14 protein-coding genes are annotated in these 13,017 nt (G+C 69.7%); 5 read left to right on the forward strand and 9 right to left on the reverse strand.

The features are described from left to right. From J7520_RS18510 to J7520_RS18525, 4 genes are all read right to left on the reverse strand, one after another. Positions 1 to 1,959, reverse strand: a 1,959-nt coding sequence (locus J7520_RS18510) for a S8 family serine peptidase (protein WP_345776924.1), incomplete at its 3' end; no start/stop codon positions are given. 346 nt (positions 1,960 to 2,305) lie between these two features. Next, positions 2,306 to 2,725, reverse strand: a complete 420-nt coding sequence (locus tag J7520_RS18515; protein WP_291191716.1) for a hypothetical protein — start codon at positions 2,723 to 2,725, stop codon at positions 2,306 to 2,308. Between the two features lie 255 nt (positions 2,726 to 2,980). Next, complete coding sequence (gene sufT, locus J7520_RS18520) at positions 2,981 to 3,535, reverse strand: putative Fe-S cluster assembly protein SufT (RefSeq protein ID WP_291191719.1); 555 nt, start codon at positions 3,533 to 3,535, stop codon at positions 2,981 to 2,983. Between the two features lie 109 nt (positions 3,536 to 3,644). Continuing rightward, on the reverse strand, positions 3,645 to 5,084 hold the full coding sequence (locus J7520_RS18525) for a PLP-dependent aminotransferase family protein (RefSeq protein WP_291191722.1): 1,440 nt from the start codon (positions 5,082 to 5,084) through the stop codon (positions 3,645 to 3,647). Positions 5,085 to 5,211: 127 nt separating this feature from the next. Between J7520_RS18525 and J7520_RS18530 the strand changes: the two genes are divergently transcribed. The 4 genes from J7520_RS18530 to J7520_RS18545 all read left to right on the forward strand — a co-directional run bounded on the left by J7520_RS18530 (position 5,212) and on the right by J7520_RS18545 (position 7,742). Further along, entirely contained in the window at positions 5,212 to 5,856 is a 645-nt protein-coding gene (locus tag J7520_RS18530; protein ID WP_291191725.1) for a pyridoxamine 5'-phosphate oxidase family protein, read from the forward strand. Next, the gene (locus tag J7520_RS18535; RefSeq protein WP_291191728.1) at positions 5,853 to 6,341 is read left to right on the forward strand and encodes a GNAT family N-acetyltransferase; all 489 of its coding nucleotides are present in this window, start codon (positions 5,853 to 5,855) and stop codon (positions 6,339 to 6,341) included. Before J7520_RS18530 ends, J7520_RS18535 begins: the two co-directional genes overlap by 4 nt. A gap of 52 nt (positions 6,342 to 6,393) precedes the next feature. After that, entirely contained in the window at positions 6,394 to 7,218 is an 825-nt protein-coding gene (locus tag J7520_RS18540) for an isocitrate lyase/phosphoenolpyruvate mutase family protein (protein WP_291191731.1), read from the forward strand. Positions 7,219 to 7,319: 101 nt separating this feature from the next. After that, positions 7,320 to 7,742 (forward strand): hypothetical protein, encoded by a 423-nt coding sequence (locus J7520_RS18545; protein ID WP_291191733.1) that lies wholly within the window; start codon positions 7,320 to 7,322, stop codon positions 7,740 to 7,742. A gap of 21 nt (positions 7,743 to 7,763) precedes the next feature. On the opposite strand, the gene J7520_RS18550 is transcribed toward J7520_RS18545, so the two are convergent. Next, the gene (locus J7520_RS18550) at positions 7,764 to 8,666 is read right to left on the reverse strand and encodes a LysR family transcriptional regulator (protein ID WP_291191736.1); all 903 of its coding nucleotides are present in this window, start codon (positions 8,664 to 8,666) and stop codon (positions 7,764 to 7,766) included. Positions 8,667 to 8,779: 113 nt separating this feature from the next. Here J7520_RS18550 and J7520_RS18555 point away from each other — a divergent pair, with 113 nt between their 5' ends. Then, positions 8,780 to 9,379 carry a cysteine hydrolase family protein gene (locus J7520_RS18555; protein ID WP_291191738.1) on the forward strand — a complete coding sequence of 200 codons (600 nt, stop codon included), beginning with the start codon at positions 8,780 to 8,782 and terminating at the stop codon, positions 9,377 to 9,379. Positions 9,380 to 9,409: 30 nt separating this feature from the next. On the opposite strand, the gene J7520_RS18560 is transcribed toward J7520_RS18555, so the two are convergent. The 4 genes from J7520_RS18560 to J7520_RS18575 all read right to left on the reverse strand — a co-directional run bounded on the left by J7520_RS18560 (position 9,410) and on the right by J7520_RS18575 (position 12,919). Beyond that, entirely contained in the window at positions 9,410 to 9,961 is a 552-nt protein-coding gene (locus tag J7520_RS18560; protein WP_291191741.1) for a L,D-transpeptidase family protein, read from the reverse strand. Between the two features lie 7 nt (positions 9,962 to 9,968). Next, positions 9,969 to 11,378 carry an NAD(P)(+) transhydrogenase (Re/Si-specific) subunit beta gene (locus tag J7520_RS18565; RefSeq protein WP_291191744.1) on the reverse strand — a complete coding sequence of 470 codons (1,410 nt, stop codon included), beginning with the start codon at positions 11,376 to 11,378 and terminating at the stop codon, positions 9,969 to 9,971. Positions 11,379 to 11,383: 5 nt separating this feature from the next. Next, positions 11,384 to 11,680 carry an NAD(P) transhydrogenase subunit alpha gene (locus tag J7520_RS18570; RefSeq protein WP_291191747.1) on the reverse strand — a complete coding sequence of 99 codons (297 nt, stop codon included), beginning with the start codon at positions 11,678 to 11,680 and terminating at the stop codon, positions 11,384 to 11,386. Between the two features lie 111 nt (positions 11,681 to 11,791). Next, positions 11,792 to 12,919, reverse strand: a complete 1,128-nt coding sequence (locus J7520_RS18575) for a Re/Si-specific NAD(P)(+) transhydrogenase subunit alpha (protein ID WP_291191750.1) — start codon at positions 12,917 to 12,919, stop codon at positions 11,792 to 11,794. Positions 12,920 to 13,017 lie beyond the last annotated feature (98 nt).

Consider the following 13,017-nt stretch of genomic DNA (forward strand, 5'->3'; position numbering starts at 1 on the left):
GTAGGTGCCCGCCTGCGCGGTGGTGATGGTGCAGGTCTCGCTGTTGCCGGAGTTCCACGAGCGGCAGTCGTAGCTCGAGGTCGTCGGTGCGGAGCCGAACTTCACGTACAGGTCGCCGTCGCCGCTGCCGCCGGAGGTGACGAACTTCAGGTTCGTCGCGCCGGCCGGCACGCTCAGCGTGTAGGTCACCGAGTTGCCGGTGCTGGCGGTGAGGCCGGTCGCGGCGACGCCGTTCTGCAGCACGTTGCCGCCACCGCCGCCGGAGACCGTGACCGACTGGGTCTTGGTGTTGGTCAGTCCGCCGTTGTCGGTCACCGTCAGCGCGACGCTGTAGGTGCCGGCCGCGCCGTAGGTGTGGCTCGGGTTGGCCGCGGTCGAAGTACCGCCGTCACCGAAGTTCCACGACCGCGCGCTGATGCTGCCGTCGCTGTCGGTCGAGGAATCGGTGAAGTTCGCCGTGAGCCCGCTGGTGGTGAAGCTGAAGTTCGCCACCGGCGCGACGTTGCCGCCGCCACCGCCGACCGCGTCGAGCGTCTTCTTCGCGTCGATGATGCCGGCGCCACAGCCGCCCGAGCAGCTGCCCGGCAGCGGACGCGCATTGGCGGTGATCAGGTTCTTCACCTGGTCCGGCGTCAGCGCCGAGTTCTTCGCCAGCACCGCCGCCGCCAGCGCCGCCACGTGCGGCGAGGCCATCGAGGTACCGGCGTAGTAGGCGTAGGTCTCGCTGCTCTGCGTGGTGGTGCCGCTGTTCAGCGTGGACAGGATGTCCGCGCTGCCGCCGGTGCCGGCGCCGCCGGGTGCCGACACGACGATCGTGCTGCCGTAGTTGGAATACGACGCGCGCGCGCCGGCCTTGGTCGTCGCCGCGACCGAGATCACGCCGCTGCAGTTCGCCGGCGAGGAGTTGGTCACGTTCTGGTTCTCGTTGCCGGCCGCGACGACGAACACCGAGCCGTTCGCGCGCGCGGTATTGATCGCCGCCTGGAACGAGCCGCAGGCGCCGCCGCCGCCGAGGCTGAGGTTCAGCACGCGCGCCGGATTCGCGTTCGCCGGGATGCCGCTGACCGAGCCGCCCGAGGCCCACACGATCGCGTCGACGATGTCGGACACCGAACCGCCGCACTTGCCGAGCACGCGCACCGGCACGACCTTCGCGCCGTAGGCCATGCTGGCCACGCCCTTGGCGTTGTTGGTCAGCGCGGCGATCGTGCCGGTCACGTGGGTGCCGTGCCAGCTCGAGTTCGAAGCGCCGTACGGCGGGCACTCGGTGGCGTTGTTCCAGTCGCCCTCGTCGTTCGGATTGGAATCGCGACCGTTGCCGTCGCGCGCGGCGGTGGAATCGCTGATGAAGTCGTAGCCGCCGACGATCTGCCCGGTGAGGTCGCTGTGCGGCGTGATGCCGGTGTCGATCACCGCGACCTTGATGCCGCTGCCGGTCGACACGTCCCAGGCGGCCGGCTGGTTCACGCCGCCGGTCGGATCGGTCAGGTCCCACTGGCTGCCGTAGTTGGTGTCGTTCGGCGTCAGCACCGCGTGCATGATGCGGTCCGGCTCGACGTACTCGACCGCCGGATTCTTCGCGAACGCGACCATCACCTGGCGCGCGCTGTCGGCGTAGGAAGCGAAGCGCTGCCGGTCGCCGGTGACGGTGACGAGATCCGCGCCGGTCGAGAGCGCGCGCACGTGTTCGACCTGGAGGCCGGTTTCCGCGGCGACGCGCTCGAGGTCCTGCCGCTTGGCGGCTTGCTGCGTGCGCTGCGCGCTGCCTTGCGCGTAGGTCACGATGTAGCGCTGGTAGAGGATCTGCTCGGAAGCCGCGGCGAAGTTCGCGCGGTCCGCATAGGTCTGCAGATCGGTTGCACTGACGGGAGTTGCGGCTTGCGCCGCCGAAAACAGACCGGCGGCAAGAATGGCGCCCGCGAGCACGGAACGCCGCATACGACGGTGCGAAATGGACATGCTGGTTGTATCCCCAAGCGTTGGAGTGGACGAAACCGCCGCGCTGCGAGTTGCGCGACGACCGTTCAGCGACTCCCTCCGCCCCGCGGTCGCATCCGCCTGGCTGCGGACTCCTCTCTAAGTCCGTGGTCGGGCTTTTTCTGCGACGGCGCCTTGCATTGCTGCACGGCGCCGCGGTACCGGCGCTTCGCGATCCAACGAGCGAAGCGCTTGACGACGCTAGCACCATACCAATGCGTATTTCCACGCAGTGACGCACACAAAAACAGCGGGCATTTTTACGGAATCTGAAGAATCGCGCGCGACACGCGCACGTCGCGGGGCATCGAAAAATTCGGCCGCGCGCTCAGCGGCGCGGGGTGAGCATGTGCACCTGCTTCGAACGCCGCAGCCACAGCACCAGCGTCGCCAGCAGCAGCAGCGGCGGCGCCCAGTACATCGTCTTGATCCAGCGGTGCTGGGCGTTCCAGGTGGTGCCGAAGACCAGATCCATCGCGACCGTCTTGTCCTCGCGGATGCGCTCGAAGCTCTCGGACCAGGCCTCGGTCAATCGCTCGCGGCCGAAGGACTGCAGGAACGGAATCGCCGCGTCGATCGACGCGCCGAGCGCGATGTAGGTCGCCGCCAGCGGCGCCTCGCGGCGCGCCGAGTCGGCGATCGCGGGACCGACCTCGTCCAACGCCGGCACGGCGCCCCAGACGAGCAGGTCGTAGATCAGGCTGACGAAAAACAGCAACAGCGCGAACAGGTGCAAACGAGCTTTCATGGTGCCCTCCCCGTTCCGCCGATGCTAAACGAAACGCGGCCGGCGCGACGACGACCGCTTCTCGTGTCCGCTACGGGAAATCTCGTTGTTCGAGGTGGGAAAAAAGAGCGGGCTCTCGCGGAGACGCAGGGAGCGCGGAGGCTAAGAAAAAAACGCTTTCCTTGCGTCCTCTGCGCCTCTGCGAGAGAACCGCTCTTCATCCGCGCACCGGCGTTCCACGACGCGGCGGCGGGATCGTTCGACTGCCTTGCGGCCCTAGAGCATGCCGGTTTCGAGCCGCGCCGCCTCGGACATCATGGTCTGGTTCCACGGCGGATCGAAGACCAGGTCGACGTCGGCCTCGGCCACGGTCGGAATCGCCTCGAGCTTGGTGCGCACGTCGTCGACGAGGATGTCGCCCATGCCGCAGCCCGGCGCGGTCAGCGTCATGCGCACGTTGACCTTGCGCTGCCCGTCGTCGAGGCGTTCCAGGTCGCAGTCGTAGACCAGTCCGAGTTCGACGATGTTGATCGGAATCTCCGGATCGAAGCAGGTGCGCAGCTGCTGCCACACCAGCTTCTCCACGTCGGCGTCGCCGGCGCCCTCCGGCAGCTCCAGCGCCGCCGGCACTTCCTTGCCGAGCGCGTCCGCGTCGGCGCCCCGGATGCGGAACAGGTTGCCGTCGACGTAGACGGTGAAACTGCCGCCGAGCGCCTGCGTGATGTAGCCGACCTGCCCCGCCGGCAGGGTCACGACCTCGCCCTGCGGCACCATCACGGCGTCGCAGTCGCGTTCGAGGCGGATCGGTTCGGAGGTTTGGCTGTAGCCCATCGTGCTCTCGGTCGGCCGAGGAAATCAGCCGCGCATTATGCCGGCCGCGGCGACTCGTCGCCCGTGAGGCTCAGATCAGGGCGGCGCCGCCCCGCTTCAACACGCCGGTTCACTTCAGGCCGATTTCCTGCAGGCAGCGCCCGAACAGCTTCATCGCCGCCTCGATGTCGGCCGGCGGCAGGCCGGCGTAGCCGAGCACCAGGCCCGGGCGCGGCGGCGGCTTCATGCAGTACGGCGCCACCGTGTACAGACCCAGGCCGCGCTCGCGCGCATGCGCGACGAGGCGCTCGCAATCACCATGATTGGCCTTGGTCAGCCACGCGGTCAGGTGCATGCCGGCGTTCGAGTCGACCACCTCGACGACCCCGGCCGCATGCTTCTTCAGCCCGTTCAGCATCGTCGTGCGGCGCGCGCGCAGCGCCAGCGCGGCGCGGCGCAGGTGGCGCTCGAAGCCGCCGCTGTGCATCAGGTGCGCCAGCGCGGCCTGCTCCAGCGAGTTGTTGCCGCGATCCTCCAGCCACTTGGCCGCGACGAAGGCGTCGCGCAGCGCCGGCGGCAGCACCATGTAGCCGAGCCGCAGCGCCGGGAACAGCGCCTTGGAGAAACTGCCGATGTAGATCACGCGGCCGTCGCGGTCGAGCGACTTCAGCGCCGCCAGCGGGCGCCCGCCGTAGCGGAATTCACCGTCGTAGTCGTCCTCGATCAGCCAGGCGTGCTGCGCGGTGGCCCAATCGAGCAGCTCGACGCGGCGCGTCAGCGGCAGCAGGGCGCCGGTCGGGAACTGGTGCGACGGCGTCACCACGGCGAGCCGCGCGCCGGCCGGCAGCGCGGCCGGCACCAGGCCGTCGGCGTCGACGCGGCAGCCGCGCGCGTGCGCGCCGTGCGTGGTGAACGCCTGCCGCGCGCCGCGATAGTGCGGATCTTCCAGCACGACCGTGTCGCCGGGCTCGAGCAGCACGCGCGCGGCGAGCGAGAACGCCTGCTGCGTGCCGGACACGATCAGGACGTCCTCGGGCGCGGCCGGCACGCCGCGCCGGCGCGACAGGTAGTCGCAGATCTGCTCGCGCAGCGTCGGCAGGCCCTGCGCGTCGGGATAGTCGAACTCGGCGTGTTCGGCCGCGCGGCTGACCTCGCGCCGCCACACGCTCGCCAGCAGCGGATTCACCAGCGGCAGGCCGTACTGCAGGTTGTAGCGCAGGTCCAAGTGCTGGCGACCGGGAATGCCGCGGCCGTCGGTGTTGGTCAGCGCGCGCCGCGCGAACGCCGACAGCGGCGCGATCAGCGCGTTCGACGGCCGCTTCGGCGGCGCCGTGCTGCCGACGTTGGCGACGAAGCTGCCCGAGCCGACGCGGCCGAGCAGGAAGCCCTCCGCCTGCAGTTGCTCGTAGGCGGCGAGCACCGTGTTGCGCGACAGGTCCAGTTCGCGTGCGAGCGAGCGGCTCGCCGGCAGACGCGCACCGGCGGCGAAGCGGCCGTCGAGGATCGCGCCCTTCAAGGCGCGGATCAGCTGCGCGTAGCGCGCGCCCTGGCCGTCCAGGTCGAGGTACATGATTGGCCCTGTCGATGACCGGAATCTTGGTGCTACATGGTACCAATAAGCGGCGCTACGGTATCGCCTCGTTCGTCGGGAAACATCTATGGAACCTCGCCCGGGTACTCGCAAGCCCCGCCACCACGTGCAACGCGTCAAGCAGCGCGCGCACTACGAGCGCGAGGCGATCCACGCGATCCTCGACGCCGGCATGATCGCCCACGTCGGCTTCTGCGTGGAGACGCAGCCCGGTGCGATCCAGCCCGTGGTGATCCCGATGCTGTACGCGCGCGACGGCGACGCGCTGCTGCTGCACGGCTCGATCGCGAGCCGCCTGTTGAACCGCCTCGGCGAAGGCGTTCCGGCCTGCGTCGGCGTGACGCTGACCGACGCGCTGGTGCTGGCGCGCTCGCATTTCAATCATTCGGTCAATTATCGCTCGGTGGTCGCGTTCGGCCGCGCCGTGCTGGTCGACGACCCGGCGCAGAAGGCCGCCGCGCTGGAGCGCCTCGTCGAGGCGCTGATCCCGGGGCGTGCCGCCGAATCGCGCGCCGCCGACCGCAACGAACTCGCCGCGACCAAGCTGCTGCGCTTCGAGATCGAGGACGCCAGCGCGAAGGTGCGCGACGGCGGGGTCAAGGACGACGCGGCCGATCTGGCACTCCCGCACTGGGCCGGCGTGGTGCCGATCGAGACGCGCTACGCCGCGCCGCAACCGGATGCCTCGATGGGCGACGCGGGCCTGCCCGCCTCGGTGCGCGCGCTGCTCGCGCCGGGAGCACGCCGATGAACCGTCCCACGGCCACGACGCCGCCCGACGCGTCGGCATTGCGCATCGTCGACGTCAACGACGCGACGGGATCGGTGCGCGAACCGGAATGGCTGGCCAAGGCCGAGACGGTGCATCGGCAACTGCGCCCGCACCTGCCGGCCGACTACGAGCGCAAGATGCTTCGCGTCTTCGCCGACGGCGGTCGCTTGTGCGTCGCCGTGCGCGACGGCGCGGTGACCGGCGTGGCGGTGTACCGGATCCACGAAAACACGTTCGACGGCCTGCACATGTACGTCGACGACCTCGTCACCGACGAGACGCGACGATCCGAAGGCGTCGGCGAAGCGCTGCTCGTCCACCTGCAAGCGCTCGCGCGCGCGGCCGGCTGCCAGACGTTCACGCTCGACTCCGGCACGCAGCGTCAACGCGCGCATCGCTTCTACTTCCGCCACGGAATGACGATCGTGGGCTTCCATTTCTCCAAGCCGATGGTCGAGCGCTAGAGGGTCGGGCGCTGATCGCCGGCGAAATTCCGAACCCACGAGGGCTCGCCTCATGCACATCGATGCCGCCGCCAAAGCCGAACGCTTCGCCGCCCTGCACGAGCAGCCGCACGCGTTCGTGATCGCCAACGCCTGGGATGCCGGCTCCGCGCGCCTGCTCGGCGGACTCGGCTTCGACGCGCTGGCGACCTCCAGCGGCGCCAGCGCCGCCGTGCTCGGACGGCACGACGGCGGCATCACGCGCGAGGAATCGCTGGCGATCGCGCGTGCGATCGTCGCCGCGACCGACCTGCCGGTGTCGGCCGATCTCGAGAACGGCTTCGGCGACGCGCCCGAGGTCGTCGCCGAGACGATCCGTCTCGCCGCCGACGTAGGCCTGGTCGGCGGCTCGATCGAGGACTTCGGCGGCGACGAGACGCAGCCGATCTACGATCTCGCGCATGCCGTCGAACGCGTCGCCGCGGCCGCCGAAGCGGCACGCGCGCTGCCGTTCCGCTTCACGCTGACCGCGCGCGCGGAAAACTTCCTGCACGGCCGCGCCGATCTCGACGACACCATCCGCCGCCTGCAGGCCTACGAGCGCGCCGGCGCCGACGTGCTGTTCGCGCCCGGCCTGCCGGATCTCGACGCCGTGCGCACGGTCTGCGCGGCGCTGACGAAACCGCTGAACTTCATGGTCGGCATCCGCGGCCGTTCGTTCACCGTGGCCGAGCTCGAAGCGGCCGGCGTGCGCCGCATCAGCCTCGCCACCTCGCTCTACCGCGCCGCGATGAGCGGCCTGCACGCCGCCGCGCGCGAGATCCGCGAGAACGGCCGCTTCGACTACCTCGATCGCACGCTGACGACCGCGGAATTGAACGGCTTCCTGCTCGACTGAAGCCTCCGCGAGGAGGAACGAAGGGATTCCGCGCGACTGCGCGCGCCGCTGTTATCATCGATTGTTTCGCGCCAGGGGTCGGCGCCGGAGCGATGCCGCCGATGTCCGCCACCAATGCCATGCAGCGCCCGCGCGTGTTCGGCCTCGTCATCGCGCTGATGTGCGCGCTCGCCGGCGGCGCGGTCTGGTGCCTGCTCTCCCTGTACACGCGCGGCGACCTCGCCGCGTTCGCGTTCGTCGTCGCCGCGGTCGTGGTCTGGCAGTTGCGCGGCAACGGCTACGCGGGCCGTTGGGGCGGCGCGCTCGCCGCCGCGGTCTGCGTCGCGCTGGCGACGGCTTACGCGTTCTACCTGCAGGCGGTCGCCCAGGTCGCCGCACTGCTCGGCCTGCCGATGCGCGCGGCCCTGGTACAGATCGATCCCGCGATGGCAGTCGACATCGCCGCGGCGAATCTGCGCGGCTGGTCGGGCGTCATCGTCCTGCTCGCCCTGGCCGGCGCCGTGCTCGCCACCTGGCGGCGCTGACGCCGCTTCGATCGGCCCGACTCAGCGCCGGCGCCGCTGCGGCGCCGGATCGCGCGACAGCACGCCGACGAAACTCGACGCGTCGGCCTCGAAGCATTCGGTCAACCACTGCGCCACTGCCGACACGCCGGCCTGGCGGCGTGCCTCGCGATGGCTGAGCAGCCACAAGGGCCGGTTGAGCAGTGGCTCGCGCCCGCTCACCCGGCGCAGGCCCGGCCACGCATCACCGAGGAAGCACGGCAGGATGCCGCGTCCGACGCCGCCGGCGATCGCCGCGGCGAGGCCGCCGGGGCTGTTGGAGTGCAGGCGGATGCGGCCGCCGTCGCGATGCTGCTCGATCCAGCGCATCTCCGGAGTGCCGGCCAGGTCCTCGCGATAGGCGACCCAGCAATCCTCCGCCGCGCGCGCCGCGGAAGGGTCCGCACTCTCGTACAACGCGAGCCCGCAATCGACCAGTTTGCGGATCAGGAAATCGCCGCTGTCCGGACGCGCGAGGCGGATCGCGATGTCCGCTTCGCGCCGCGAAATGCTCAAGTTTTCGTTGCTCTCGATCAGGTCGACCGTGAGCACCGGATGACGCGCGTACAGGGACGGCAGCCGCGGCGCGAGATAGCCGATCGCGATCGAGGCGATCGAGGTGACGCGTACCGTGCCGGCGACGGCCTTGCCGCCGCTGGCGGCGACGCGCTGGATGCCGGCGACGCTCTCCTCGATGCCTTCGACGCGTTCGAGCACGCGCAGGCCGAGCGCCGTCGCGATCCAGCGGCCGTCGACGCGTTCGAACAACGTCGCGCCGAGCCGTCGTTCGAGCGCACGCAGGCGTCGCGCGACCGTGGTCTGGTCCACGCGCAGGCGCCGCGACGCGGCGGCCAGCGAGCCGCAGCGGCCGATTTCGACCAGGAAACGCAGATCGTCCCAATGCATGAGCGGCTCCGGACCTGCCTGCAATTTTGCAGGTTCGACGTGCACGAATGTGAATTCACGCAGGATACCCGCGAAGCTACGCTGGCGCTCCCTACGAACCGAAAGGAAGTGCCATGTCCAAGCTCGTCACCCTGCGCGATCTCGCCGGCCGCCCCGCCGCTCCCGCGTCGTTGTCCGAATCGACGCTGATCATCGTCGACGCGCAGAACACCTACCGCGAGGGCGTGATGTTGCTCGACGGCGTCGAGGCCGCGCTGGAACGCTGCGCGGAACTGCTGGAGCGCGCGCGCAGCGCCGGCGCGCCGATCGTGCACATCCAGCACGACTCGGGCGCGGGAACGCCGTTCGACATCCGCACGCCCATCGGCGCGATCGCCGCGCCGGTCGCGCCGCGCGAGGGCGAAGCGGTGATCGTGAAGAACTTTCCGAACGCGTTCGTCGGCACCGATCTCGACGCCCGCCTCAAGGCGCTCGGCCGCGACCGGCTCGTCGTCGCCGGCTTCATGACGCACATGTGCATCAACTCGACCACGCGCGGCGCGTTCAATCTCGGCTACCAGGTGACGGTGCCCGGCGACGCCACCGCGACGCGCGCGCTGCCGACCGCCGACGGCGGCACGCTGGCGGCATCCGCGCTGCAGGCCGCGTCGCTGGCGGCACTCGGCGATCTGTTCGCGGTGGTCGTGGCGACGGCTGCCGACGTTCCGGCCTGACGATCGCAGCCTCGGATCGAAGCCTGACGCTCAGGGATGGATCGTGATCGGCGTGCCGGCCTCGATCGAGTTGTACAGTTCCTTCATGTCGGCGTCGTCGAGCGCGATGCAGCCCCAGGTCCAGTCCGATGCCGAGCCGTTGCCGTGCACGAAGATGTCGCCGCCGAGCGCCGTGTTCGACGGCGGCGGCCGGCGCGCCTCGATCGCGCGCACGATGCCGTCGCGCTGCGCCTTGCCGATCAGCTTCTCGCGCAGGCCGCGCTCGGCATCGTCCGCGTTCGGATAGCTGACGCCGAGCGAGAGGTAGAACTGGCTGCGCGGGTTCTTGTGCGAGATGAAATAGCGCCCTTCCGGCGTCGCTCGGTCGCCCTGGCGACGCTTCGGCGGCACCGGGTTGCTGCCGAGGCCGATGCGGTAGGTCTTGCGCAGCGCGTCGCCGGAGTAGACGCGCAGCTCGCGCTCGGCCTTGAAGACTTCGATGCGCGCATTCGCGATCGCCGTCGCGGCCTGCGCGCCGCTCGCGAACGCCGCGCAGCACGCCGCGACGGCGAGCAGGATCGCGCGCGGCGCGAAGCGGCACATGCCTCGCTCAGTGCCCGCCGCCGCCCTCGATCGCCTTCAGCTCGGAGATCAGCTGGTTCGCCGCTTCCTTGCCGTCGGCGTACAGCATGCGCGTGTTGTCGGCGTAGAACAGCGCGTTCTCGATGCCGGCGAAGCCGGTGCCCTTGCCGCGCTTGATCACGATGGTCTGGCGCGAATCGACCACGTCGAGGATCGGCATGCCGAAAATCGGCGAGGACTTGTCGGTCTTCGCGGCCGGATTCACCACGTCGTTCGCGCCGATCACGATGGCGACGTCGCAGGTCTTGAACTCGGGATTGATGTCGTCCATGTCGGCGATCAGGTCGTACGGCACGCCGGCTTCGGCGAGCAGCACGTTCATGTGGCCAGGCATGCGGCCGGCGACCGGATGGATCGCGAACTTCACTTCCTTGCCGGCCTTGATCAGCGCCTGCGACAGTTCCCAAATCTTGTGCTGCGCCTGCGCCACGGCCATGCCGTAGCCCGGCACGATGATGACCTTCTCGGCCATGTACAGCAGCGACGCCGCGTCGGCCGCGTCGATCGGCTTCTGCGCGCCGGCGATCTCGGCGCCTTCGCCGCCGCCGCCGAAATTGGAGAACAGCACGTTGCTGATCGGGCGGTTCATCGCCTTCGCCATCAGCTGGGTCAGGAAGGTGCCCGCCGCACCGACCACCATGCCGGCGACGATCAGCGCCTCGATGCCCATCGCGTAGCCTTCGAACGCGACCGCGAGGCCGGTGAACGCGTTGTACAGCGAGATCACCACCGGCATGTCGGCGCCGCCGATCGGCAGCGTCATCAGCACGCCGAAGGCGAGCGCGAGCAGGAAGAACACCACCACCAGGCTCGCGTCGAGCTTCCAGAACACCAGCGCCAGACCGGCCAGCACCGCCCCCGCGAACACGGCGAAGTTGACCACCTGCTGGCCGCCGAAGGTGAAGCGCTTGTCCATGCGGCCGTCGAGCTTGGCCCAGGCGATGATCGAGCCGGTCATCGAGATCGCGCCGATCAGCGCGCCGATCACGGCCAGCGCCAGCGTCGCCAGCGGCGGCGTCGGCGCGCCGGCGTGCGAGAACTTGAGCAGTTCGCCGGCGCCGATCGCCGCCGCCGAGCCGCCGCCCATGCCGTTGAACAGCGCGACCATCTGCGGCATGTCGGTCATCGCGACTTTCTTGCCCCAGAGCCAGGTCGGGACCACGCCGAGCGCGATCGCGGCGAGGATGTAGCCGAGGTTGTGGCCGCGCGTGATCGCGAACGTCGCCAGCGTCGCGATGACCATGCCGACGCCGGCCCAGACGATGCCCTTGCGCGCGGTGACCGGCGAGGACATGCGCTTGATGCCGAGGATGAACAGTACCGCGGCGAGGAAGTAGCTGGCCTTGGCGACCCAGACGAGCATCATTTGAGTGTCCATCGCGCTCATCCCTTCTTCTCGTCCTTACTCGACTTGAACATCTCGAGCATGCGTTCGGTGACCACGTAGCCGCCGGCGGCGTTGCCGGCGCCGAGAACGACGCCGATGAAGCCGATCGCGATGGCCAGCGGCGACTCGGCGTGCGCCAGCGCGATCATCGCGCCGACCAGCACGATGCCGTGCACGAAGTTCGAGCCCGACATCAGCGGCGTGTGCAGGATCACCGGCACGCGGCCGATGATCTCTTTGCCGGTGAACGCGGCGAGCATGAAGATGTACAGCGCGAGGAATCCGTCGATCATGTGGCTGCTCTCGTCTTTGCTTCGTCATTCCCGCGAAAGCGGGAATCCCTGTTTCGCGAACTGCGTCGAACCTTGGAGCCCATGGATCCCGCCTCCGCGGGAATGACGGCGTCAGGATCCGTCGACCAGCGCCTTGGTCGGCTCGTGCCGGATCTCGCCCGCATGCGTGATGCAGGTCTTGGCGATCAGCTCGTCGTCCCAATCCAGCGTCAGCGCGCCGTCCTTGAGCGACAGCTCGAGGAAGTTGTAGAGGTTGCGCGCGTACATCTCGCTGGCGTGCACCGGCGCGCTGGCCGGCAGGTTGACCGGGCCGATGATGCCGACGCCGTTGTCGGTGGTGATGAACTCGCCGGCCCTGGTCAGCTCGCAGTTGCCGCCGGTTTCCGCGGCGATGTCGACGATCACCGCGCCGGGGCGCATGCCGGCGACCATCGCCGCGCTGATGATCCGCGGCGCCTTGCGCCCGGGCACGGCGGCGGTGGTGACGACCACGTCGATGTTCTTCAGGTGGTCGGCCAGCGCCTGCTGCTGCTTGTCGCGTTCTTCCTGGGTCAGCTCGCGCGCGTAGCCGCCGCTGCCGGCGGCGCTGACGCCGAGGTCGAGGAACTTGGCGCCGAGCGATTCGATCTGCTCCTTCGTCTCCGGCCGCACGTCGAAGCCTTCGACCTGCGCGCCGAGGCGCTTGGCGGTCGCGATCGCCTGCAGGCCGGCGACGCCGGCGCCGACGATCAGCACCTTGCTCGGCCGGATCGTGCCGGCGGCGGTGGTCAGCATCGGGAAGAATTTCGGTGCCGCCTCGGCCGCGATCAGCACGGCCTTGTAGCCGGACACGGCGGCCTGCGAGGACAGCACGTCCATCGCCTGCGCGCGCGTCGTGCGCGGCAGGAGTTCCATCGCGAACGCGGTGATCTTGCGGTCGCGCAGCGCCTTCGTGCGTTCGGGAGCGAGATGCGGCTGCAGATGGCCGATCACGACCGCGCCTTCCTTCAACGCGGCGATCTCTTCCAGCGACGGCGGCTGCACCTTCAGCAGCACGTCGGCCTGCGCCAGCGCGGTGGACGCGGCAGCGATCTCGCTGTCGGCGTAGGTGGCGTCGGGGAAATACGCGGAGGCGCCGGTGCCGTCCTGCAGCACGATGCGTGCGCCGCGCGCGCGCAGCTTCTTGGCGACTTCGGGAGTGAGCGCGACACGGCGCTCGCCGGGAACGGTCTCGCGCAACGCCACGATCGTCGTCGCCATGCCTGCCTCTCGCACCCCAGATGAATCTCGATCCTAGCCTAGTTCAGCGGCGCATGGCGAGCCGCCGGGGCCGCGACTTGAATGCGCCGCACACGACC

Origin of the sequence: Dokdonella sp., from assembly GCF_017744955.1 — a bacterium.
In the GTDB taxonomy this organism is placed as follows: domain Bacteria; phylum Pseudomonadota; class Gammaproteobacteria; order Xanthomonadales; family Rhodanobacteraceae; genus Dokdonella_A.

Coding starts and splice junctions, on each gene's coding strand:
- J7520_RS18555 (WP_291191738.1), top strand. CDS start 8,780: ATGTCCAAGCTCGTCACCCTGCGCGATCTCGCCGGCCGCCCCGCCGCT.
- J7520_RS18540 (WP_291191731.1), top strand. CDS start 6,394: ATGCACATCGATGCCGCCGCCAAAGCCGAACGCTTCGCCGCCCTGCAC.
- J7520_RS18565 (WP_291191744.1), bottom strand. CDS start 11,378: ATGGACACTCAAATGATGCTCGTCTGGGTCGCCAAGGCCAGCTACTTC.
- J7520_RS18535 (WP_291191728.1), top strand. CDS start 5,853: ATGAACCGTCCCACGGCCACGACGCCGCCCGACGCGTCGGCATTGCGC.
- J7520_RS18525 (WP_291191722.1), bottom strand. CDS start 5,084: ATGTACCTCGACCTGGACGGCCAGGGCGCGCGCTACGCGCAGCTGATC.
- J7520_RS18560 (WP_291191741.1), bottom strand. CDS start 9,961: ATGTGCCGCTTCGCGCCGCGCGCGATCCTGCTCGCCGTCGCGGCGTGC.
- J7520_RS18575 (WP_291191750.1), bottom strand. CDS start 12,919: ATGGCGACGACGATCGTGGCGTTGCGCGAGACCGTTCCCGGCGAGCGC.
- sufT (WP_291191719.1), bottom strand. CDS start 3,535: ATGGGCTACAGCCAAACCTCCGAACCGATCCGCCTCGAACGCGACTGC.
- J7520_RS18515 (WP_291191716.1), bottom strand. CDS start 2,725: ATGAAAGCTCGTTTGCACCTGTTCGCGCTGTTGCTGTTTTTCGTCAGC.
- J7520_RS18545 (WP_291191733.1), top strand. CDS start 7,320: ATGTCCGCCACCAATGCCATGCAGCGCCCGCGCGTGTTCGGCCTCGTC.
- J7520_RS18570 (WP_291191747.1), bottom strand. CDS start 11,680: ATGATCGACGGATTCCTCGCGCTGTACATCTTCATGCTCGCCGCGTTC.
- J7520_RS18550 (WP_291191736.1), bottom strand. CDS start 8,666: ATGCATTGGGACGATCTGCGTTTCCTGGTCGAAATCGGCCGCTGCGGC.